The organism is Micromonospora sp. WMMA1996 (assembly GCF_002573675.1).
Classification (GTDB): Bacteria; Actinomycetota; Actinomycetes; order Mycobacteriales; family Micromonosporaceae; genus Micromonospora; species Micromonospora sediminicola.
This window is the reverse complement of the sequence record NZ_PDHU01000001.1, coordinates 3107501-3128168: the sequence shown is the minus strand read 5'-3', so window position 1 is coordinate 3128168 and position 20668 is coordinate 3107501. Positions and strand designations below refer to the sequence as shown.

General features: G+C 74.6%; 22 protein-coding genes (1 of these 22 only partly in view). 8 read left to right on the top strand and 14 right to left on the bottom strand.

Features of this window, described 5'->3' with window-relative positions:
- The first annotated feature begins 8 nt into the window (after positions 1 to 8).
- Positions 9 to 1472, top strand: coding sequence for an argininosuccinate lyase (gene argH / locus COO58_RS14260; protein ID WP_091577930.1), 1464 nt, complete (start codon positions 9 to 11; stop codon positions 1470 to 1472).
- A gap of 64 nt (positions 1473 to 1536) precedes the next feature.
- Here argH and COO58_RS14255 read toward each other — a convergent pair whose 3' ends face one another.
- The 3 genes from COO58_RS14255 to COO58_RS14245 all read right to left on the bottom strand — a co-directional run bounded on the left by COO58_RS14255 (position 1537) and on the right by COO58_RS14245 (position 3278).
- The gene (locus tag COO58_RS14255; protein ID WP_091577928.1) at positions 1537 to 1890 is read right to left on the bottom strand and encodes an MmcQ/YjbR family DNA-binding protein; all 354 of its coding nucleotides are present in this window, start codon (positions 1888 to 1890) and stop codon (positions 1537 to 1539) included.
- Positions 1891 to 1957: 67 nt separating this feature from the next.
- Positions 1958 to 2392, bottom strand: coding sequence for a DNA-binding protein (locus COO58_RS14250; protein ID WP_245666715.1), 435 nt, complete (start codon positions 2390 to 2392; stop codon positions 1958 to 1960).
- Positions 2393 to 2660: 268 nt separating this feature from the next.
- Positions 2661 to 3278: a DNA-3-methyladenine glycosylase gene (locus COO58_RS14245; protein WP_091577925.1), complete on the bottom strand. Its 618-nt coding sequence runs from the start codon at positions 3276 to 3278 to the stop codon at positions 2661 to 2663.
- A 120-nt stretch (positions 3279 to 3398) separates the two neighbouring features.
- On the opposite strand from COO58_RS14245, the gene COO58_RS14240 reads away from it, so the two are divergent.
- Positions 3399 to 4499, top strand: coding sequence for an LLM class flavin-dependent oxidoreductase (locus tag COO58_RS14240; protein WP_091577923.1), 1101 nt, complete (start codon positions 3399 to 3401; stop codon positions 4497 to 4499).
- Positions 4496 to 5122 (top strand): FMN reductase, encoded by a 627-nt coding sequence (locus tag COO58_RS14235; protein ID WP_098745311.1) that lies wholly within the window; start codon positions 4496 to 4498, stop codon positions 5120 to 5122. The genes COO58_RS14240 and COO58_RS14235 overlap by 4 nt, the downstream gene beginning before the upstream one ends.
- 33 nt (positions 5123 to 5155) lie before the next feature.
- Here the strand turns inward: COO58_RS14235 and COO58_RS14230 are convergent, their stop codons facing one another.
- On the bottom strand, positions 5156 to 6040 hold the full coding sequence (locus COO58_RS14230; RefSeq protein ID WP_091577917.1) for a universal stress protein: 885 nt from the start codon (positions 6038 to 6040) through the stop codon (positions 5156 to 5158).
- A gap of 124 nt (positions 6041 to 6164) precedes the next feature.
- Entirely contained in the window at positions 6165 to 7070 is a 906-nt protein-coding gene (locus COO58_RS14225; protein ID WP_091577915.1) for a universal stress protein, read from the bottom strand.
- Positions 7071 to 7227: 157 nt separating this feature from the next.
- Here COO58_RS14225 and COO58_RS14220 point away from each other — a divergent pair, with 157 nt between their 5' ends.
- A complete protein-coding gene (locus COO58_RS14220; RefSeq protein WP_098745310.1) occupies positions 7228 to 7698 on the top strand; it encodes a cyclic nucleotide-binding domain-containing protein in 471 nt (156 codons plus the stop codon).
- Here the strand turns inward: COO58_RS14220 and COO58_RS14215 are convergent.
- From COO58_RS14215 to ppdK, 5 genes are all read right to left on the bottom strand, one after another.
- Positions 7674 to 7994: a hypothetical protein gene (locus COO58_RS14215; RefSeq protein WP_218012360.1), complete on the bottom strand. Its 321-nt coding sequence runs from the start codon at positions 7992 to 7994 to the stop codon at positions 7674 to 7676. The genes COO58_RS14220 and COO58_RS14215 overlap by 25 nt on opposite strands.
- 29 nt (positions 7995 to 8023) lie before the next feature.
- Entirely contained in the window at positions 8024 to 8797 is a 774-nt protein-coding gene (gene pflA / locus COO58_RS14210) for a pyruvate formate-lyase-activating protein (RefSeq protein WP_255292621.1), read from the bottom strand.
- Positions 8794 to 11040 (bottom strand): formate C-acetyltransferase, encoded by a 2247-nt coding sequence (pflB, locus tag COO58_RS14205; RefSeq protein WP_098745308.1) that lies wholly within the window; start codon positions 11038 to 11040, stop codon positions 8794 to 8796. Before pflB ends, pflA begins: the two co-directional genes overlap by 4 nt.
- 163 nt (positions 11041 to 11203) lie before the next feature.
- Entirely contained in the window at positions 11204 to 11671 is a 468-nt protein-coding gene (locus COO58_RS31125) for a hypothetical protein (RefSeq protein WP_091577903.1), read from the bottom strand.
- Between the two features lie 12 nt (positions 11672 to 11683).
- Positions 11684 to 14344 (bottom strand): pyruvate, phosphate dikinase, encoded by a 2661-nt coding sequence (gene ppdK, locus COO58_RS14195; RefSeq protein WP_098745307.1) that lies wholly within the window; start codon positions 14342 to 14344, stop codon positions 11684 to 11686.
- A 134-nt stretch (positions 14345 to 14478) separates the two neighbouring features.
- Between ppdK and COO58_RS14190 the strand changes: the two genes are divergently transcribed.
- The 3 genes from COO58_RS14190 (at position 14479) to COO58_RS14180 (ending at position 17243) form a co-directional block, all read left to right on the top strand.
- On the top strand, positions 14479 to 14982 hold the full coding sequence (locus COO58_RS14190) for a GNAT family N-acetyltransferase (RefSeq protein WP_091577897.1): 504 nt from the start codon (positions 14479 to 14481) through the stop codon (positions 14980 to 14982).
- Positions 14983 to 14992: 10 nt separating this feature from the next.
- Complete coding sequence (locus COO58_RS14185; RefSeq protein ID WP_091577894.1) at positions 14993 to 15619, top strand: YgjV family protein; 627 nt, start codon at positions 14993 to 14995, stop codon at positions 15617 to 15619.
- Positions 15620 to 15863: 244 nt separating this feature from the next.
- The gene (locus COO58_RS14180; RefSeq protein ID WP_255292620.1) at positions 15864 to 17243 is read left to right on the top strand and encodes a hemolysin family protein; all 1380 of its coding nucleotides are present in this window, start codon (positions 15864 to 15866) and stop codon (positions 17241 to 17243) included.
- Between the two features lie 22 nt (positions 17244 to 17265).
- On the opposite strand, the gene COO58_RS14175 is transcribed toward COO58_RS14180, so the two are convergent.
- The 4 genes from COO58_RS14175 to COO58_RS14160 all read right to left on the bottom strand — a co-directional run bounded on the left by COO58_RS14175 (position 17266) and on the right by COO58_RS14160 (position 19628).
- Entirely contained in the window at positions 17266 to 17583 is a 318-nt protein-coding gene (locus COO58_RS14175) for a hypothetical protein (protein ID WP_091577892.1), read from the bottom strand.
- Complete coding sequence (locus COO58_RS14170) at positions 17570 to 17950, bottom strand: hypothetical protein (protein WP_091577890.1); 381 nt, start codon at positions 17948 to 17950, stop codon at positions 17570 to 17572. Before COO58_RS14170 ends, COO58_RS14175 begins: the two co-directional genes overlap by 14 nt.
- A complete protein-coding gene (locus COO58_RS14165) occupies positions 17947 to 19173 on the bottom strand; it encodes an NRAMP family divalent metal transporter (RefSeq protein ID WP_098745305.1) in 1227 nt (408 codons plus the stop codon). Before COO58_RS14165 ends, COO58_RS14170 begins: the two co-directional genes overlap by 4 nt.
- 71 nt (positions 19174 to 19244) lie before the next feature.
- Positions 19245 to 19628, bottom strand: a complete 384-nt coding sequence (locus COO58_RS14160; protein ID WP_176558876.1) for a PaaI family thioesterase — start codon at positions 19626 to 19628, stop codon at positions 19245 to 19247.
- 108 nt (positions 19629 to 19736) lie between these two features.
- On the opposite strand from COO58_RS14160, the gene tyrS reads away from it, so the two are divergent.
- Positions 19737 to 20668, top strand: the 5' portion of a protein-coding gene (gene tyrS, locus COO58_RS14155; RefSeq protein WP_098746352.1) for a tyrosine--tRNA ligase. It continues 352 nt past the right edge of the window; 932 of the gene's 1284 nt are visible here — the first part of the coding sequence; the start codon lies at positions 19737 to 19739; the stop codon falls past the right edge of the window.

Here is a 20668-nt window from a genome sequence, read left to right as displayed (position 1 = left end):
CCTTCACAATGGGTGGGGTGGACGACAAGAGCCTGACCGAGAACAGCGCCGCCACCAACCGGACGAGCCTCTGGGGAGGCCGGTTCGCCGGCGGTCCCGCCGAGGCGCTCGCGCGGCTGTCGGTGAGTGTCCAGTTCGACTGGCGTCTCGCCCCGTACGACCTCGCCGGTTCCCGGGCGCACGCCCGGGTCCTCGCTGGCGCCGGTCTGCTCGACCCGGAGGAGCTGGGTCGGATGCTGGCCGCGCTGGACGACCTGGAGGCGGCGTGCGCGTCCGGCGCGTTCCGTCCCACGGTGGACGACGAGGACGTGCACACCGCCCTGGAGCGGGGCCTGCTGGAACGGCTGGGCAGCCTCGGCGGCAAGCTGCGCGCCGGCCGGTCCCGCAACGACCAGGTCGCCACCGACCTGCGGCTCTACCTGCGTGACCACGCCCGTGGGGTGGCGGCCCGGCTGGTCGAGCTGGCCGAGGCGCTGGTCGAGCAGGCGGAGCGGCACGTCGACACCGCGGCGCCGGGCATGACGCACCTGCAGCACGCCCAGCCGGTGACGTTCGGGCACTGGCTGCTGGCCCACGTGCAGCCGCTGCTGCGCGACCTGGAGCGGCTGCGCGACTGGGACGAGCGGACCGCGATCAGCCCGCTCGGGGCGGGCGCGCTGGCCGGCTCGGGTCTGCCGCTGGACCCGGTGGCCGTCGCCAAGGAGCTGGGCTTCCGCACCTCGTTCGCCAACTCGATGGACGCGGTCGCCGACCGGGACTTCGTGGCCGAGTTCCTCTTCGTCACCGCGATGGTCGGCGTGCACCTGTCCCGCCTCGGCGAGGAGGTGGTGCTCTGGACGTCGCAGGAGTTCGGCTGGGTGGAGCTGGACGACGCGTTCGCCACCGGCTCGTCGATCATGCCGCAGAAGAAGAACGCGGACATCGCCGAGCTGGCCCGGGGCAAGTCCGGCCGGCTGGTCGGTGGCCTGATGAGCGTGCTGACCATGCTCAAGGGCCTGCCGATGACCTACGACCGGGACATGCAGGAGGACAAGGAGCCGGCGTTCGACGCGGTCGACACGCTGGAGCTGCTGCTGCCCGCGCTGGCCGGGATGATCTCCACGATGACGGTCCGGGTGGACCGTCTGGTGGCCAGCGCGCCGTCCGGCTTCTCCCTGGCCACCGAGGTCGCCGACTGGCTGGTCCGGCGCAACGTGCCGTTCCGCGACGCGCACGAGATCACCGGCCGGCTGGTCGCGCTCTGCGCGGCCCGCGACTGCGCGCTGGACGAGGTCTCCGACGCCGATCTGGCCGCGGTCAGCGAGCACCTGGACCCGTCGGTGCGCGACGTGCTCTCGGTGCGCTCGGCCCTCGCGGCCCGCACCACCCCCGGCTCCACCGGCCCCGGGCCGGTCGCCGATCAGCTCGCCGCCGCGGCGGACAAGCTGGCGGGGTGGCGGGAGTGGGCCGCCGAGGGGGTCGTGCCCCGCTGAGCCACCCGGTCCCGGGGCGGGCGCTGGCCCGCCCCGGTCGAGCGGCGTCCTGCCCCGCGGGCGGTCAACCGGCCGGCCGCTCGCGTTTCGGCAGCTTGGCCACCACCGCGTCGTAGGACCCGTCGGCGGCGTCGACCAGTTCGTCGTCGGGGATGCCGCCCTCGAGGCGCAGCGTGTTCCAGCCGGACCGGCCGATGTAGGGCGACGGGCGGGCGTCGGCCGGGAACCGGTGCACCCACTCGTCGGCGACCTCCCGCGTCGGGCCGCACTTGACGCCGATCCTGGCCTCGCCCTCGGGCGAGCCGAGGAAGGCGAAGATCCGGCTGCCCACCTTCACCACCTCGTCGCCCTCCCACGGCCGGTCGAGCCAGGCTCCCGGCTTGGCCAGGCAGTAGGCCAGCATCTCCTCGCGCGTCATCGCGTCCTCCCGTGCCGTCGTCCGGCACAGTCTCGCCCGCCGCTGTGACAGTCCGCCGGCCCGAGGCTCAGTCGCCGGTGCCGGTGCGGACGGTGAGCCGCTCGTAGCGCTGCCGGGCGGCCTGCGCGCTGCCCAGCCCCAGCCCGAACGCGATCGCCTGCCAGGTCATGCCGCGCCCGCGGGCCACCTGCAGCAGCCCGGCCTCCAGCACGTCGACCTCGGCCCGCACGTGCGGGATCAGGGTCAGCGCGGCCATCAGGTCGGCCTGGTCGACCGGTTCCTCGCCCTCCTGCAGTTCGGCGCCGCCGGCGAGCGCCATCACCAGCGTGGCCGCCTCGTACGCGTCGGGCACGTCGGGGTGCGCGTAGCGGCGACGGCGGGAGTTGGTGCCGGCGTGCCGCTCGGCGATCCGCAGCAGCGCCGCGTAGTTGCGGTGCGCGCGGGCCTGGGCAGCATCCGGAGCGGTGAACGGGTCGTTGTCCACGGTGACCATGTCGTCCATCCCACACCCGATAGCGGCATGTTGTCAACACCCCGTTGAAAGTCACTCGTGCGCAACGCCCTGCCCTCCTGACAGTGAGACGCTCCGCGGGACCATCGGGTTGCCACCCCACCCCACCTGCCTTCCCGCTCCTCCCGCCCGCGCCGCGCGTTGATCAAGGAGTTAGCGTCAGCCGCCCTCTCCTGCCGTGACGCGAACCCCTTGATCGGCGTGGCTGGGGTCGGCGGGCGCGGCGCGGGCGCCGGGCGGGTGCGGGCGGGGTGGGGGGCTAGCGGGGGAGCGGCGAGCGGCGGCGGGGGGTGTGGCGGCGGTAGACGCTCACGGTGGGCTCGTCGGCCAGCCAGAACCGCCACGGCAGGTCGTGGGCGGCGGCCACGCCGACCCGCGGGCCGGCGACGATCCGCGCGGGGTCGACCGGCGTTCCGGGCGGGGTCAGCAGCAGCGGGCCGGTGCCGTCGACGGCCGAGGTGCCGTTGGCGTCCCGACCGAGGCCGAGCGCGCTGACCAGGCGGGCCGGCCCGCGCGCCAGGTCCCGGTCCGACGCGCGGGGGCGGCGCTCCCGGGCGGTCTCGATCCCGTCCACCACCGCGCCGGCGCGCAGCAGCACGGCCGCCGCCTCGCCGTCCCGACCGCAGACGATGTTGGCGCACCAGTGCATGCCGAACACGAAGTACACGTAGACGTGCCCGGCGGGGCCGAACATGACCTGGTTGCGGGGCGTGGGTCCGCGGTGGGCGTGCGAGGCGGGGTCCTCGCCGGTGCCGGCGTACGCCTCGACCTCGGTCAACCGCACGCGCACGCCGTTCGCCGAGACGGTCCAGCCGAGGAGGGTCTGCGCGGTGGCCGCGACCCGCGCCGCCGGGGCCCGGAGCCAGGGGTACGTCATCGCGGCAAGGTTAGCCGGACGGTCGGGGCCACGCGCCTCCTGGAATAGTTGACTCGTCAAGTATGTTGTGCGGGGCGATCCCCGGACCGCCCGGTCCGCACCCCACCCGAGGAGCTGGTCATGCAGTTCGGAATCTTCACCGTAGGTGACGTCACGGTCGACCCGACCACCGGTCGGCTGCCCTCCGAGCGCGACCGGATCACGGCCATGACCACCATCGCGCTCAAGGCCGAGGAGGTCGGGCTGGACGTGTTCGCCACCGGCGAGCACCACAACCCGCCGTTCGTGCCGTCGTCGCCGACCACCATGCTCGGCTGGATCGCCGCGCGCACCGAGCGGCTGCTGCTGTCCACCTCGACCACGCTGATCACCACCAACGACCCGGTGAAGATCGCCGAGGACTACGCGATGCTCCAGCACCTGGCCGACGGCCGGGTGGACCTGATGATGGGGCGCGGCAACACCGGCCCGGTCTACCCGTGGTTCGGGCAGGACATCCGCAACGGCATCCCGCTCGCTATCGAGAACTACGACCTGCTGCACCGGCTGTGGCGCGAGGACGTGGTCGACTGGAAGGGACGCTTCCGCACCCCGCTGCAGTCGTTCACCTCGACCCCGCGCCCGCTCGACGGCATCCCGCCGTTCGTCTGGCACGGCTCCATCCGCAGCCCCGAGATCGCCGAGCAGGCCGCCTACTACGGCGACGGCTTCTTCGCCAACCACATCTTCTGGCCCAAGGAGCACACCCAGCGGATGGTCGGCCTCTACCGTGAGCGCTTCGCGCACCACGGCCACGGCTCACCCGACCAGGCGATCGTCGGCCTCGGCGGGCAGGTCTTCATGCGCCGCAACTCCCAGGACGCGGTGCGCGAGTTCCGGCCCTACTTCGACAACGCCCCGGTTTACGGGCACGGCCCGTCGCTGGAGGAGTTCACCCGGGAGACGCCGCTGACCGTGGGCAGCCCGCAGCAGGTCATCGACCGCACGCTGGGCTTCCGCGAGTACGTCGGCGACTACCAGCGGCAGCTGTTCCTGATGGACCACGCCGGCCTGCCGCTGAAGACGGTGCTGGAGCAGCTCGACCTGCTGGGCGAGGAGGTGGTCCCGGTGCTGCGCAAGGAGTTCGACTCGATGCGTCCCGCGCACGTGCCCGAGGCGCCCACCCACGCCGCCCTGCTCGCCGCCCGCGACGCCGCGACGACCACGGAGGAGGACCGGTGACCCGGCGTACGCTCGCGGTCGTCTCGGCCGGTCTCGGCCAGCCCTCGTCCACCCGCCTGCTCGCCGACCAGCTCGCCGCGGCCGCCCGCGACGAGCTGGCCGGTCGTGGCGCGGACGTCGACCTGCACGCGGTGGAGCTGCGCGAGCACGCGCACGACGTGGTGAACCACCTGCTCACCGGCTTCCCACCGGGCGCGCTGCGCCGGACGCTGGACGCGGTCGCGGCGGCCGACGGGCTGATCGCCGTCACGCCGGTGTTCAACGCGTCCTACAACGGGCTGTTCAAGTCCTTCTTCGACGTGGTCGACCGGGACGCGCTGGCCGGCAAGCCGGTGCTGATCGCGGCGACCGGTGGCACCGCGCGGCACTCGCTGGCGCTGGAGCACGCGGTGCGCCCGATGTTCACGTACCTGCGGGCGGTCGTGCTGCCGACGGCGGTCTTCGCCGCGCCCGAGGACTGGGCCGGCGACGACGGCGACAGCGCGCTGCGGGTCCGGATCCGGCGGGCCGCCGGCGAACTGGCCGAGCAGGTGGACCACCGACCGCCCGCGACCGGCCCGGCCGACCCGTTCGCGCTCACCACCGACTTCGCCGACCTGCTCGCCGGCCGCGACCCGTCCTGAACCCGGCTCGGCCGGACCGGTCGCCGACCGAGGTCAGTCGTCGGCCGGTTCCGGCCGGTGGGCCACCAGCACCGGGCAGTGGGCGTGCTGCACCAGGGCCTGGCTGACCGAGCCGAGCAGCAGCCCGGCGAAGCCGCCCCGACCCCGGGAGCCGACCACCACCAGCGACGCCTCGCCGCTCGCCTCCCGCAGCGCGGACTCCGGGGAGGCGGCGACGACGGCGCGCTCGGTCACCCGCAGTCCCGGATGCTCCCGGCGGACCGTGTCGGCCGCCGTGGCCAGCAGCTCCGTCGCCTCGGCCCGCTCGGCGGCGCCCGCCTCGGCGGCGACCTCCGGCGCCACCGCGCCGCGCTCCGGCGACCGGACGTGCAGCAGCGCCAGCTCGGCGTCGCGGCGGTCGGCCTCGTCGGCGGCCAGCTCCACCGCGTACGCCGCGGAGTCGGAGCCGTCCACGCCGACCACCACCGGGCCGCCCACCGGGATCGGCTCCTCGGCCGGGCGGACCACCAGCACCGGGCAGTGCCCGTGCTGTGCCAGCTGCCCGCCCACCGAGCCGAGCAGCAGGCCGGCGAAGCCGCCCACGCCTCGGCTGCCCACCACCACCAGCTCGGCCCGGCGCGACTCCTCGACCAGGGCCGCGCCCGGGCCGCCGGCGACCTGCCGCACCTGCGCCCGCAGGCCGGGATGCCGTTCGGCCAGCTCGGCGGCGACGCGCTCCAGCATCTTCTCCGCCTCCTCGGTCGGCGCCGGCACCCCGAGGTCGTACGGGTTGAGCGGCACCCCGTAGCCGAGCGGGTGCAGGTAGCCGTGCACCAGCAGCAGGGGCCGGGACCGCGCGACGGCGGTCGCGGCGGCCAGCTCGGCGGCGGCCAGGCTGGACGGCGATCCGTCCACCCCCGCCACGACGGGTCGGTTCATCGGGACCCCCTCGGTCGACTCCCGCCATTGTGGCCGTCCCGGCCCCGCCGCGCGGGCGACGCCACGGATCCGGGCGCCGGTCGGGCGGCTGCGCACCCGACCGGCGCCCGTGGACGCGGACCGGTCAGCCGGCCGGCTCCCGGCGGTGCCGCACGATCGCCAGCGGGCTGCGGCAGTGGTGCAGCACCGCGTGGCTGACCGAGCCGAGCAGCAGCCCGCCGAGGGTGCCCCGCCCGTGCGCGCCGACCACGGTCAGCTGCGCGTCGGTGGACTCCTCGACCAGCGCCCGGGCCGGGGTGGCGGCGATCAGCTTCGGCCGCACCGTGACCTCCGGGTAGCGCTCCGCCCAGCCGGCCACCGACTCGGCGAGCACCCGCTCCTCGTCCGCGCGCAGCCGCTCCGGGTCGTACACCAGGGGCATGATGTCGCCGTAGCTCTCCCGCCGCGTCACCGGCTGCGGATAGAGCCAGGTGTGCACGACGACCAGGTCGGCGCCGCGCCGGGCGGCCTCGGCGAACGCGAAGCCGACCGCCTCGGTCGACAGCGCGGAGCCGTCCACCCCGACCACCACCGGTCCGGCCGCCCGGGCGTCGCCCCGGGCGATCAGCACCGGGCAGTCGGCGCGGGCGGAGAGCTGCACCGCCGCCGAACCGACCAGCAGCTCGGCGAAGCCGCCCAGACCGCGGTGACCCAGCACCAGCAGCGCCGCGCCGCGACTCTCCCGCAGCAGCACCGCGACCGGCCCGCCGTCCACCACCGCTCCGCTCACCGGCAGGTCGGGGTCGACCTTGCGGGCTTCGTCGATCGCCTCCTGGACCAGCTTGCCGGCCTCCTGCCGCAGCTCGTCGTCGGGCAGCGTGGCGGCGACCGGACCGAGCGGCGTGCCGAGCAACGGCCACAGGAACGCGTTCACCACCCGCAGCGGCCGGTGCCGGAGCACCGCCTCCCGCGCGGCCAGCCGCACCGCGTCCAGCGCCGACGGGGAACCGTCCACACCCACCACGACGGGGGCACCGGATCTGTCGGTCATCACGTCCTCCTTCGTCCACCTCCAGCCTGGTCCCGCGGGCCGTGCCGGGGCAGGGGCGGCCGCCCCGCGCAGCTCGGGACCATCGGCCCCTTCCGCGTCGGGGGCGTGACGGGGTGTGATGGGACCACGGCTTTCTTCTGCCGACCGTGGAGGCGCCATGACCCCGCTGGAGATGCTCCGGGTCCACCCGTTCCTGGCCGGGCTGCCCGACGAGTGGCTGCCCCGGCTCACCGGGTACGCCCGCCCGGTGGTCTGGCACCCCGGGCACCGGCTGTTCCGCGCCGGCCAGCCGGCCGAGCGGTTCTGGCTGGTCCGGGGCGGCCAGGTCGCGCTGGACTTCCCGGTGCCCGGTCGCGGCGACGTGGGCATCGAGACGATCGGGGCGGGCGGGGTGCTCGGCTGGTCCTGGCTGTTCCCGCCCTACCGCTGGCAGTTCGGCGCGGTGGCCACCCAGCGCAGCACGGCGGTCGAGCTGGACGCGGACGGGGTGCGCCGGCTGATGGAGTCCGACGACACGCTCGGCCGGCAGCTCACCGCCCGGTTCATGAGCGTCGTGGTGGATCGCCTGCAGGCCTCCCGGGTGCGCCTGCTCGACCTGTACGGCTATCCCACGTCCGTGGCGAGCTGACCCGGGTCGGTGGTGCGCCGCACGACCAGCTCGCCCACCTCCAGCCGACCGATGCGCAGCTCGCGGATCACCGCGCGGCGCACTGCCAGCCGGCCGATCACGAGCGAGCCCACCGCCAGGGCGCCCACCGCCACGGCGCCCAGGGCCAGCGCGCCGACGGCCCGCGCGCCGGTCGCGCCCGCTCCGGTGGCCTTCGCCCCGACGGCCGTGGCGCCCGTGGCCCGCGCACCGGTCACGCTCGCGAGCGCGGTGCGGAGGTCTGCGGTCCGGCGGCGGCGCGATCGTACGGAAGGCATGCGCCCATCCTAGGGTCGCGCCGGCCGGATCAGGTGACGGTCAGGCCGCGCTCGGCGAACTGTCCGCGTACCCGGGCCAGCAGCTCCGGGTCCGGCGGTGCGGTGTCCGCCAGCGGGAAGGTCAGGCCCAGCTCGGCGTACTTGTGCGCGCCGAGCCGGTGGAACGGCAGCACCTCGACCCGCTCGACGGTGGCCAGCCCGGCGGCCGCGTCGGCCACCCGGGACACCTCGTCGGGGGCGTCGGTCAGCCCCGGGACCAGCACGTACCGGATCCACATCGGCGTGCCCCGGTCGGCCAGCCGGCGGGCGAAGCGCAGCGTCGGCGCGAGCCGGCCGGTGCCGGTGACCCGCCGGTACGTCGCCGGGCTGCCCGCCTTCACGTCGAGCAGCACCAGGTCGGTGGCGTCCAGCAGCGACTCGTCGGCGCGGTCGCCGAGGAACCCGGAGGTGTCCAGCGCGGTGTGCAGGCCGAGCGCGTGACAGCGGCGCAGCAGCTCCCCGGTGAACGCCGGTTGCAGCAACGGTTCGCCGCCGCTGACCGTGACGCCGCCGCCGGCCACCGCGACGAAGCGGCGGTACCGGGTCGCCAGGGCCACCATCTCGTCCACCGTGCGCCGCCGGCCGCTGCGCCCGTACCAGGTGTCCGGGCTGTGGCAGTAGCGGCAGCGCAGCGGGCATCCGGCGAGGAAGACGACGAACCGGGTGCCCGGCCCGTCCACCCCCACCGAGGTGTCCCAGGAGTGCACCGCCCCGTGGAGAACCGGTGGCGCCGCGACGGGCGCCACCGGCGGGCGGTCGGTCACAGCGACCCGTGGAACGTCCGGGACACCACGTCCCGCTGCTGCTCACGGGTGAGCCGGACGAAGTTCACCGCGTACCCGGAGACCCGGACGGTGAGCTGCGGGTACCGCTCCGGGTGGGCCATCGCGTCCAGCAGCGTGGCCCGGTCCAGCACGTTGACGTTGAGGTGGAACCCGCCGGCGTCGGTGTAGCCGTCGAGCACCCCGGCCAGGTTGGTGATCCGCTCCTCGCGGGTGTGACCCAGGCCGTCGGGGGTGACCGTGCCGGTCAACGAGATACCGTCGCGGGCCGCGTCGTACGGCAGCTTCGCCACCGACAGCGCCGAGGCGACCAGGCCGTGGGTGTCCCGGCCGTTCATCGGGTTGGCGCCGGGCGCGAACGGCTCGCCGGCCCGCCGCCCGTCCGGGGTGGCGCCGGTGTGGGTGCCGTAGACGACGTTCGACGTGATGGTGAGCACCGACATGGTCAGTTCGGCGTCCCGGTAGGTGCGCTGCCGGCGCAGCTTCGCGGCGAACGTCTCGACCAGCCACACGGCGATCTCGTCGGCCCGGTCCTCGTCGTTGCCGTACGTCGGGAACTCGCCCTCGACCGCGTAGTCGACGGCCAGCCCGGTCGCGTCGCGCAGCACCTTGACCCGGCCGTACCGGATGGCCGAGAGGCTGTCCACCGCGACCGAGAGGCCGGCGATGCCGGTGGCCATGAACCGCCGCACCGGGTGGTCGTGCAGCGCCATCTCCAGCCGCTCGTACGCGTACCGGTCGTGCTGGTGGTGGATCACGTTCAACGCGTCCACGTACGTCTCGGCGAGCCAGTCCAGCGTCCGGTCGTACGCGGCGAGCACCTCGTCGTGGTCGAGCGTCTCGCCGCCCACCGGCGGGGTCGGCGGGGCGACCTGCGCGCCGGTCAGCTCGTCCCGGCCGCCGTTGATCGCGTAGAGCAGCGCCTTGGCCAGGTTCGCCCGGGCGCCGAAGAACTGCATGTCCCGGCCGACGCGCATGGCCGACACGCAGCAGGCGATCGCGGTGTCGTCGTCGTACGCGGGGCGGATCAGCTCGTCGTTCTCGTACTGGATGGCGCTGGTGTCCAGCGACACCTGGGCGCAGAAGCGCTTGAACCCGTCGGGCAACCGGGGCGACCAGAGCACGGTCAGGTTCGGCTCGGGGGCCGGACCGAGGTTGTAGAGCGTCTGGAGGTAGCGGTACGTGGTGCGGGTGACCAGCGGCCGGCCGTCCGCGCCCATCCCGCCGAGCGACTCGGTGACCCAGGTCGGGTCGCCGGAGAACAGCTGGTCGTACTCGGGGGTGCGGAGGAAGCGGATGATCCGCAGCTTGATCACGAAGTCGTCGACCAGCTCCTGCGCGCCGGTCTCGTCCAGCCGCCCCTCGGCGATGTCCCGCCGCAGGTAGACGTCGACGAAGCCGGCGGTGCGCCCGAGCGACATGGCCGCGCCGTTCTGCTCCTTGGTCGCGGCCAGGTAGGCGAAGTAGAGCCACTGGATCGCCTGCTGCCCGGTGGCGGCCGGGCGGGAGATGTCGAAGCCGTACGAGGCCGCCATCTCCTTCAGCTCGCCGAGCGCGCGGATCTGCTCGGCCAGCTCCTCCCGGTCCCGGATCACGTCGTCGGTGCTGCGTCGGTCGTCCAGCGCGGCCCGGTGGGCGCGCCGCTCCTCGACCAGCCGGTCCACCCCGTACAGCGCCACCCGGCGGTAGTCGCCGATGATCCGGCCCCGCCCGTAGGCGTCGGGCAGCCCGGTGATCACGTGCGAGCGCCGGGCGGCCAGCACCGCCTCCGGGTACGCGTCGAAGACCGCGTCGTTGTGGGTCCGGCGGTACCGGGTGAAGATCTCGTGCACGCGCGGGTCGGGTTCGCGGCCGTACGCCCGCAGCGCGGTCTCCACCATCCGCAGCCCGCCGGCCGGCATGATCGCCCGGCGCAGCGGCGCGTCGGTCTGCAACCCGACGATCAGCTCGCGCTCCCGGTCGACGTAGCCGGGCGCGTGCGAGGTGATGGTCGACGGGGTCGCCACGTCCACGTCGTACACCCCGCGCCGGCGCTCCTCCGGGAACAGGGCCCGCAGCCGGTCCCACACCGCGAGGGTGCGGGGGGTCGGGCCGGTGAGGAACGACGCGTCGCCGGTGTAGGGCTCGTGGTTGCGCCGGACGAAGTCGGCCACGTCGACGGTCTCCCGCCACGGTCCGTCCCGGAATCCCCGCCACGGATCCACGGTGCGCTGGTTGCCGCTCATGCTCGCTCCCTCGTTCGACCTTCACCCCGAGCCTCCCGCCCCGCCGGCCCTCCCGGCAGAGCCCCACGGACCCCGTGCCCGGGACCTACGCCCCTCCCGCCGACCGGGTCGACGCGACGACCGGCGCCGCGCCGGGCGGGCCGCCCGGCGCGGACAGGGGGGGTCAGCGGGGGAGGGGGTGGGCCCGCAGGAGGCGGGCCCACCAGGGACGGTCGTCGGGGCGGGGGCGGGGGATCGACGCGCCGCGGAGGCTGAGCCAGCCGCCGGGGCCCATCGTCACCGTGCCGACCGCCGGTGGGCGGCGGCGGGACCACAGCGCCACGGCGGCGGTGAGCGCGGCCACCGCGAACGCGCCGGTGGCGGCCGCGACCAACTGGTCGGGGTCGACTACCCGGCGGTAGCGGACCCGGCCGTCGACCAGGACGAACGCGCCTACCGGGCGACCGGAGCAGGTCACCGGCACCAGCGCGGCGCCCGGCGTGCCGGGCAGCTCCAGCACCGGCCCCACCGGACCGACGGCGGTCGGGACCACCGGCTCGGGGGCGGCGGGCGCCGGGTCCGGGGCCGGCGGCGCGGGCCGGGGGACCGGGGGAACGGTGGCCAGGCCGGTCGGGTTGAAGATGGCGGTCATGACGCTGCCCTCCTAGCGGGAGTCGGAGTTGTCGGTGCCGGCCTCGACCGCGGCCCGGCCGGCGGCCAACCGCGCCACCGGCACCCGGTACGGCGAGCAGGACACGTAGTCGAGTCCGGCCGCGGCGAAGAACGCGATCGAGTCGGGGTCGCCGCCGTGCTCGCCGCAGACGCCGACGGTCAGGTCCGGCCGGGTCGCCCGGCCCTCGGCGACGGCGAGCCGGACCAGCCGCCCGACGCCGGCGGTGTCGACGCTCTCGAACGGCGACACTCCGAAGATGCCCCGGGCCAGGTACGCGGGGAAGAACGACCCCTCCACGTCGTCCCGGGAGAACGCCCAGGTGGTCTGCGTCAGGTCGTTGGTGCCGAGGGAGAAGAAGCTCGCCTCGCCGGCGATCTCCGCGGCGGTGAGCGCCGCCCGGGGCGTCTCGACCATGGTGCCGATCGGGATCTCCGGTGCGCCGTCGACAGCGGCCAGCACACGGCGCGCCTCGTCCCGGACGGCGGCGAGTTCCCGCACGTCCCCGACCAGCGGGACCATGATCTCCGGGCGCGGGTCGCCGCCGGCCCGCAGCCGCTGCGCGGCCGCCTCCGCGAGCGCCCGCACCTGCATGGCGAACAGTCCCGGCACCACCAGCCCGAGCCGGACGCCGCGCAGCCCGAGCATCGGGTTCGCCTCGTGCATCCGCCGCACCGCCGCCAGCAGCGTGGCGTCGCGACCCGGGTCCTCGCCGCGCGCCTCGGCACGGGCCACCCGGGCGGTCAGGTCGGCCAGCGGCGGCAGGAACTCGTGCAGCGGCGGGTCCAGCAGCCGCACGGTGACCGGCAGACCGTCCATCGCGGCCAGCAGCCCGACGAAGTCGGCCCGCTGCAACGGCAGCAGCGCGTCCAGCGCCGCCCGCAGCTCGGTCGGGTCCGTGGCCAGGATCAGCCGCTCGACCAGTTCCCGGCGCTCGCCGAGGAACATGTGCTCGGTCCGGCACAACCCGATCCCGGCGGCGCCGAAGCGGCGGGCCCGGCGCGCGTCTTCCGGCGTGTCCGCGTTCGCCCGCACCCCGAGCGTCCGCACCGCGTCGGCGTGCGTGAGCAGGCGGTGCACGGCGGCGACCAGCGGGTCGCTCTCCGGGTGCAGCTCACCGGCCAGATAGCGGGCCACCGGGGACGGCTGCACCGGCACCTCGCCGAGCCAGATCCGTCCACTGGTGCCGTCGATCGAGACCAGCTCCCCGGCCGGCACCACCCGGTCGCCGACGCGGAACTCGCCGCGCTCGACGTCGATGCGCAGCGCGTCCGCCCCGCACACGCAGGTGCGGCCCATGCCCCGGGCCACCACGGCGGCGTGCGAGGTCTTGCCGCCGCGCGAGGTGAGCACGCCGGCCGCGGCGATCATGCCGGGCAGGTCGTCCGGGGTGGTCTCCGGGCGGACCAGGATCACCGGCCCGGTGGCCGCCGCCGCGGCGGCGGAGTCGAACACCACCCGCCCCACCGCGGCTCCCGGCGACGCGCCCACCCCGACGGCGAGCGGCTCCGGCGCGCCGGTCGTGTCGAAGGCGGGGAACGCGAGCTGGGCGAGCTGCGCCCCGGTGACCCGGGTCAGCGCCTCGTCGGCGGTGATCAGCCCCTCCTCGGCCAACTGGGCGGCGATCACGAACGCGGCCGCCGGGGTGCGCTTGCCGACCCGGGTCTGCAGCATCCACAGCCGGCCGCGCTCGATGGTGAACTCGACGTCGCACAGGTCGCGGTAGTGCCGCTCCAGCGTCGCCATGATCTCCCGCAGCCGGTGGAAGCTCGCCGGGTCCAGCCGGGCCAGCTCGGTCAGCGGCACCGTGTTGCGGATGCCGGCCACCACGTCCTCGCCCTGCGCGTCGGTCAGGTAGTCGCCGTACACGCCGGGCGCGCCGGTGGCCGGGTCGCGGGTGAACGCCACCCCGGTCCCGGAGTCGGGGCCGAGGTTGCCGAACACCATGGCCATCACGTTGACCGCGGTGCCCAGGTCGTCCGGGATCCGCTCCTGCCGCCGGTAGATCCGGGCCCGCTCCGAGTGCCAGGAGGAGAACACCGCCCGCACGGCCAGGAAGAGCTGCTCGTGCGGGGCCTGCGGGAAGTCGTGACCGACGTGCCGGGCGAAGATCTTCTTGTACGTGTCGACCAGGTCGCGCAGCTGCTCGGCGCTCGGCCCGCCCGGCCCGGCGGTGGCCCGCACCGCCGCCAGCTCGTGCTCGAACTCCTCGGCCGGGATGCCGTGCACGGTGCGGCCGAACATCTGGATCAACCGCCGGTAGGAGTCCCAGGCGAAGCGCTCCTCGCCGGTGCGCGCGGCGAGCCCGGCCACCGTGGCGTCGTTCAGCCCGATGTCCAGGATCGTCTCCATCATCCCCGGCATCGAGAACCGCCCGCCGGAGCGGACCGCCAGCAGCAGCGGGTCGCGCGGGTCGCCCAGCCACCGGTCCAGCCGCGCCTCGACCTCGCGCAGGTGCGCGTTGATCTCCTCGTACAGCCCGGCCGGCGGGGCGCCGGTGGCCAGGTAGGCGCGGCAGGCGTCGGTGGTCACGGTGAACCCGGGTGGCACGGGCAGCCCGAGCCGGGTCATCTCGGCCAGGTTGGCGCCCTTGCCGCCGAGCAGGTCGGCCCGGCTCCGGTCACCCTCGATGAAGTCGTAGACGTACTTCGGCATGGTCCGGCCTCCTCGGCTGTGTCGTTCCTCCTCCTTGGTAGCGGTGCCGGCGGTCGGCGCGGCAGGGCCGGACGGGACCTGTGGCGGGCCGGAGGTCCCGAGGGTGTCGGTGGGGCCGCGTATCGTTCCCGGCCGTGACCAGTGAGGTGCGGCTCCGCCCGGTACGCGACGACGACCTGCCCGCGTTCTTCGCCCACGAGCAGGATCCGCAGGCCGCCTGGATGGCCGCGTTCGGCCCGGCCGACCCGTCCGACCGGGCCGCGTTCGACGCCCACTGGGCGCGCATCCGCGCCGACGAGCGGGTCGTCAACCGCGCCGTGGTGGTCGACGGCGAGCTGGTCGGGCGGGTGGCCGCGTTCCCGGTCGGTGAGCGCACCGAGGTCAGCTACTGGATCGACCCGGCCCGCTGGGGTCGCGGTCACGCCACCGCCGCGCTCCGCGCGCTGCTGCGCGAGCTGCCGCCGGGGCCGGTGCACGCCCGCGCCGCCAAGGACAACGCCGCCTCCCTCGCGGTGCTGCGCAAGTGCGGCTTCGTCGTGGTCGGCGAGGACTCCGGATACGCCGCGGGCCGCGGCGCGGAGGTCGAGGAGTACGTGCTGGAGCTGCCCGCCGGGGCGGCTGACCAGGGCGCCCACTAGTCTCCCCGGGGTGAACTGGCTGGAACTCGTCGGCTGGGCCGGCTCCGCGCTGCTGGTCTGGTCCCTGCTGCAGACGCGCATCCTGCGGCTGCGCGCGCTCAACCTGGTCGGCTGCCTGATCCTGATCGGCTACAACGCCGCCGTGCACGTCTGGCCGATGGTCGGGCTGAACGTGGTGCTCGCCGTGATCAACGTCTGGTACCTGCGCCGGCTGCTGGCCACCCGACACGACGAGCAGACCTACCAGGTGGTGGAGGTGGGCACCGACGACGCGTTCCTGGCCCACACGCTGCGGGTGCACGCCGCCGACATCGCCCGGTTCAACCCGGCGTTCCGGTGGGACCCGACCGACGCCGACCGCTCCGCCTTCCTGGTGGTCCGGTCCGACGAGGTGGTGGGCGTGATGGTGTCGCACGCCGAGGCCGGCGGGGTGGCCCAGATCGACCTGGACTACGTCACCCCGCCGTTCCGCGACTTCACCCCCGGCGAGTTCGTCTACCGGCGCAGCCGCCTCTTCACCGACCGGGGCTTCCGCCGGGTGGTCAGCCCGCCGGGCATGGTCGCCCCCTACTACCACCGGCTCGGCTTCCGTCCCGAGGGCGACGCGTACGTGCTGGACCTGCCCACCCCGGCCTGACGGCCGGTCGGTCCCGGGTCCGGCCGAACCAACGGGCGAGCCTGGCGCGCTGCCCGTCCGGTCCGGTCCCGCGCGGCGGACGCCCAGGTCACGAAGCAGTCCGGCCGAAACCACCGGGGGTCAGCCTCTTCGCAGGATTCAGGCGTGCGCTCGCGGGGCACAGAGGGGCCGACGCCGACCGGGCCTGCCGGCCGGCGAGTCGGCCATCGGCCGACCCGGATCGGGTCGAGGGAGATAACCGGTCGTGCAGAGCTACTGGAGCCAGTTGGCCCTGGTCGGTGTGCTGGTGATCGTCAACGCGGCCTTCGCCGGCAGCGAGATGGCCCTGGTCTCGTTGCGGGACAGCCAGCTGCAGCGGCTGGAGCGCAGCAGCCGCGCCGGCCGCACGCTGGCCCGCCTCGCCAAGGACCCGAACCGGTTCCTGGCCACCATCCAGATCGGCATCACCCTCGCCGGGTTCCTCGCCTCCGCCGCCGCCGCGGTCTCGCTGGCCCGCCCGCTGGTGCCGCTGCTCGGCGCGTTCGGCGACGCCGCCGAGACCGTCGCCATCGTCGCGGTCACCCTGGTCCTCACGTTCGTCACGCTGGTCTTCGGCGAGCTGGCGCCCAAGCGCATCGCCATGCAGTCCGCCGAGCGGTGGGCGCTGCTGGTGGCCCGCCCGCTGGACATGCTGGCCAGCGTGACCCGGCCGGCGGTGTGGGCGCTCGGCGCCACCAGCGACCTGGTGGTCCGCCTCTTCGGCCTCGACCCCAAGCACGAGCCCGACGAGATCGGTCCGGACGAGCTGCGCGACATCGTCGCCGGCAACCACGGCTTCACCAAGGAGCAGCGCACCATCATCGCCGGCGCGGTGGAGATCGCCGACCGTCAGCTGCGCGCGGTCCTCGTACCCCGGTTGCAGGTCTTCACGCTCGACAGCGGCACCACCGCGGACGCCGCGCGGCTGGTCCTCGCGGCGACCGGCCACTCCCGGGCGCCCGTGGTCCGCCACGGCGGCCTGGACGACGCGGTCGGCGTGATCCACCTGCGCGACCTGGTCGGCGTCCCCGACGACCGGCCGGTCGACGAGATCGCCCGACCGCCGATGCTGCTGCCCGACTCGCTTCCCGTGGTCGACGCGCTGCGTCAGTTCAAGGCCGAGCGCCAGCACATCGCGCTGGTGGTGGACGAGCGCGGCGCGGTCGACGGGATCGTCACGCTGGAGGACATCCTCGAGGAGATCGTCGGCGAGATCTACGACGAGACCGACCGGGACCTGCGCGCGGTCCGCACCGAGGCCGACGGGACGCTGGTGCTGCCCGGCACCTTCCCGGTGCACGACCTCACCGACGTCGGCGTGGACCTGCCGAACCGGCCGGCCGGCGACTACACCACCGTCGCCGGGCTGGTCCTGATCTGCCTCGGCCACATCCCGACGGTCGCCGGGGAGACGGTCCAGGTCGACGGCTGGGAACTGACCGTCGCCGGCGTCGACCAGCGCGCCATCACCGAGGTGCATGTCCGCCGCCGCAGCCGGCGCGGCCCGGACGACGGCGACGGGGACACCGTCGCCGACCCGGCCGACGGCACGGACGAGGCGACCGACGGGTCCACGGCCCGGGCCCTGGACGAGGCCCGGCACTGAGCCGTCTCCCGGCCGGCCCGGGTCACCGACGGTCGGCCGGCGGGCCGAACGGGAAACCGGGCACCGGCGGCCGCAGCTGCACCGCGTCCGCCGGCAGTTGGTGCGTGCTGCGCCCGATCAGCCGGGCGACCGCCCGCAGCAGCCACGGCCCGGACGGGTGCAGTTCCGGTCCGATCAGCCGGCTCGTCACCCGGGTCCACCAGTGGCCGGCGACGATCACGTCGGTGATCCGCAGCCGGTCCGGCGGCCAGCCGCCCCGCACCACCACGTCCACCACCCGGCCCAGCCGCTGCCCGTGCAGGTCGTACGCCGTGCGGCCGAGAAGCTCACCCGCTCGCACGGTTCGACCCCGGGATCCGTTCGATCAGGTGCCGGCGCAGCCACGACTCCACCGGTGACGGCGGCAGGTCCGCGGCCCGGCAGCGCAACCGGACCGCGCTGTCCACCCGGGCCACCTGGGCCAGCGGCACGCGCAACGGCGGCACCGGCGGGTCGTCGGTGAACCGGTCGGCCACCCCCACCAGCAGCCGCCCCACCCAGCCGCCGATCCGCTGGCCGAGCGCCCCCTGACCGGTGAGCAGACAGTCCACGTACGGATAGCCCTCGTCGTCGACCGCGAACGCGATGTCGTCGACCCGCCCCACGAGCCGACCGTCGACGTCGACGATCTGCCGGTCGAGCAGCCGTTTCGCGAGCTGGACCCTCATCGCCCCATCCCCGTCATCACCGCCAGCGGGATCGCCGCCACCGACGCGGCCACGATCAGCAGCAGGAACACCGCGCCGAGCAGGTTGGTCCACCACCCGTTGACCCGGTCGCCGAGGTATCCCCGGTCGTTGGCCACCACCAGGATCGGCAGATAGGTCAACGGGAGCACCACCGCGCTCAGCACCAGCATGTACTCGGTCAACCGCACCGGGTCCACGGTCGTCATCAGCATCACCACCCCGAGCAGCAGCCCGACCAGCAGGACGCTGTGGAACCGGGCCGCCTCCCGGGGGCTGACCCGCTTGCCCCACTGCCACCCGAAGTACTGCGCCGCCGCGTACGCCGCGGACAGCCCGGTCTCCAACGCCGCGCCGAACGTCACCGCGAAGAACGCCAGCACGGCCGCGGCCAGCCCGGCCCCGCCCAGCGCGGTCGCCACCGGCCGGGCCACCTCGTCCAGCGTGCCCAACGACGTCCCCGACGGGTGGTAGGCCACCGTCGCCACGGCGATCAGCGACAGCGCCAGGAACCCGCCCACCGGGAAACCGATCAGCACGTTGGAGCGGGCGTGCGCCAGGTCCGCCGCGCTCCACCGCTCCTCGACCCCGCCGGAGGAGAAGAAGAACACCTCGTACGGGCTGACGGTCGACGCGAACAGCGCCACCGCCACGAACCAGTACAGCGGCCAGCCGTGCCCGGCCGCGCCGACCTGCCACGCCCCGCGCCCCAGCTCCGCCCAGTCGGTCGGCAGCGCGACCAGCGCGACCGCGAACACCAGCAACGCCAGCCCGGCCAGGCCGAAGACCCGCTCCATCAGCTCGAACCGCATCCGCCACAGCACCAGCCAGACCGCCAGCGCGGCCAGCGGCACCCAGAGCAGGTGGCTCAGCCCGGTCGCCAGTTGCAGCGCGAGCGCCACCCCACCCAGCTCCGCCGCCAGGGTGACCACCGTGACCAGCCACGACGCGACCAGGTTGAGCAGCGCCACCCGCGGGCCGAGCCGCTCCCGGACCAGGTCGAACACCGCCCGGCCGCTCACCGCCGCGATCCGGCCGGCCATCTCCGCGTACGCGCAGATCCCCACCACCCCGACCAGCAGCACCCAGGCGTGGGCCATGCCGAACAGCGCGCCGGCCTGGCTGGCGGCCACCAGGTCGCCGATGTCGACGAAGCCGCCGACCGCCGACAGCACGCCCAGCGTGACGGCGAGGAGCTTCCTCACGTCGGATCGGCAGCGCGCGGTCTCATCGACGCGACGATATCGGCGTCAGCGCCCGGTTTCGGGCGAATGCGTCAGCCGGCGGTGAGGTTCTGCAACCGCACCTGGCCGCGCGCGACCAGACGCGCGTCCCCGTCGGTGATCTCCACCAGCCAGAGCTGCTGGCTGCGCCCCCGGTGCACCGGGGTGCCGATCGCGGTCAGCTCCCCGTCACGGACCGCGCGCAGGAAGTCGGTCTGGTTCGACACCCCGACCACGTTGCCGCGATCGCCCAGCCAGAGTGCGCCGCCGACGCTGGCCGCGGTCTCCACCACCGAGCAGTAGACGCCGCCGTGCTGGATCCCGTACGGCTGGTGCAGCTCCGGGCGCACCTTCCAGCGGATCACCACCCGGTCGCCGCTGACCTCGTCGAACGTCAGCCCCAACAGGGCCACGAAACCCCCGCTCAGGTTCGGCATCTCCACCGCGGTTCCTCCTCGCGCTCGACGGCGCCGCCAGCCTAGTCGGCCCCGCCGTCGGCAAACCGGGTACGGCCCGGGCCGGGGGATGGGGGAGAATCGGTGACCGTGACCGACAGCAACCTCCCGCAGGGGCGGGACTCCCTGACCGAAGACCTGCTGTGGCGGGGCCTGATCCAGGACTCGACCGGCCTCGACGAGCTGCGCGAGCTGCTCGACGGCGGGAGCACCACCTTCTATGTGGGCTTCGACCCCACAGCGCCCAGCCTGCACATCGGCAACCTGATGCAGGTCGTCATGGCGCGCCGGCTCCAGCTCGCCGGACACCGGCCGCTGCTGCTGGTCGGCGGCGCCACCGGCCAGATCGGCGACCCCAAGGAGAGCGCGGAGCGGACGCTGAACCCGCCCGAGGTCATCGCCGGTTGGGTCCGGCGCATCCGCGACCAGCTCTCGCCGTTCGTGACGTACACCGGGGAGAACGCGGCCCAGCTGGTCAACAACCTGGACTGGACCGGCGAGATGTCGGTGGTCGAGTTCCTCCGGGACGTCGGCAAGCACTTCCCGGTGAACAAGATGCTGGCCCGGGAGGTGGTGAAGGCCCGGCTGGAGAGCGGCATCAGCTACACCGAGTTCAGCTACCAGCTCCTGCAGGCCAACGACTTCTTCGAGCTGCACCGCCGGCACGGCTGCCGGCTGCAGTACGGCGGCTCCGACCAGTGGGGCAACATCACCGCCGGGGTGGACTACATCCGCCGTCGCGGCGCCGGTCCGGTGGAGGCGTTCACCACGCCGCTGGTGACCAAGGCAGACGGCACCAAGTTCGGCAAGAGCGAGACCGGCACGGTCTGGCTCGACCCGCAGATGACCAGCCCGTACGCGTTCTACCAGTTCTGGGTCAACGCCGACGACCGGGACGTCAGCCGCTACCTGCGGTACTTCAGCTTCCGCTCCCGTGAGGAGCTGGAGGAGCTGGAGAAGGCGACCGCGGAACGTCCGCAGGCGCGCCTGGCCCAGCGGGCGCTCGCCGAGGAGCTGACCAC

Coding starts and splice junctions, on each gene's coding strand:
- COO58_RS14245 (WP_091577925.1), bottom strand. CDS start 3,278: ATGACGTACCCCTGGCTCCGGGCCCCGGCGGCGCGGGTCGCGGCCACC.
- ppdK (WP_098745307.1), bottom strand. CDS start 14,344: ATGCCGAAGTACGTCTACGACTTCATCGAGGGTGACCGGAGCCGGGCC.
- argH (WP_091577930.1), top strand. CDS start 9: ATGGGTGGGGTGGACGACAAGAGCCTGACCGAGAACAGCGCCGCCACC.
- COO58_RS14250 (WP_245666715.1), bottom strand. CDS start 2,392: ATGGACGACATGGTCACCGTGGACAACGACCCGTTCACCGCTCCGGAT.
- COO58_RS14170 (WP_091577890.1), bottom strand. CDS start 17,950: ATGAGGGTCCAGCTCGCGAAACGGCTGCTCGACCGGCAGATCGTCGAC.
- COO58_RS14215 (WP_218012360.1), bottom strand. CDS start 7,994: ATGCCTTCCGTACGATCGCGCCGCCGCCGGACCGCAGACCTCCGCACC.
- COO58_RS14220 (WP_098745310.1), top strand. CDS start 7,228: ATGACCCCGCTGGAGATGCTCCGGGTCCACCCGTTCCTGGCCGGGCTG.
- COO58_RS14255 (WP_091577928.1), bottom strand. CDS start 1,890: ATGACGCGCGAGGAGATGCTGGCCTACTGCCTGGCCAAGCCGGGAGCC.
- COO58_RS14160 (WP_176558876.1), bottom strand. CDS start 19,628: ATGCCGAACCTGAGCGGGGGTTTCGTGGCCCTGTTGGGGCTGACGTTC.
- COO58_RS14240 (WP_091577923.1), top strand. CDS start 3,399: ATGCAGTTCGGAATCTTCACCGTAGGTGACGTCACGGTCGACCCGACC.
- COO58_RS14225 (WP_091577915.1), bottom strand. CDS start 7,070: ATGACCGACAGATCCGGTGCCCCCGTCGTGGTGGGTGTGGACGGTTCC.
- COO58_RS31125 (WP_091577903.1), bottom strand. CDS start 11,671: ATGACCGCCATCTTCAACCCGACCGGCCTGGCCACCGTTCCCCCGGTC.
- COO58_RS14230 (WP_091577917.1), bottom strand. CDS start 6,040: ATGAACCGACCCGTCGTGGCGGGGGTGGACGGATCGCCGTCCAGCCTG.
- pflB (WP_098745308.1), bottom strand. CDS start 11,040: ATGAGCGGCAACCAGCGCACCGTGGATCCGTGGCGGGGATTCCGGGAC.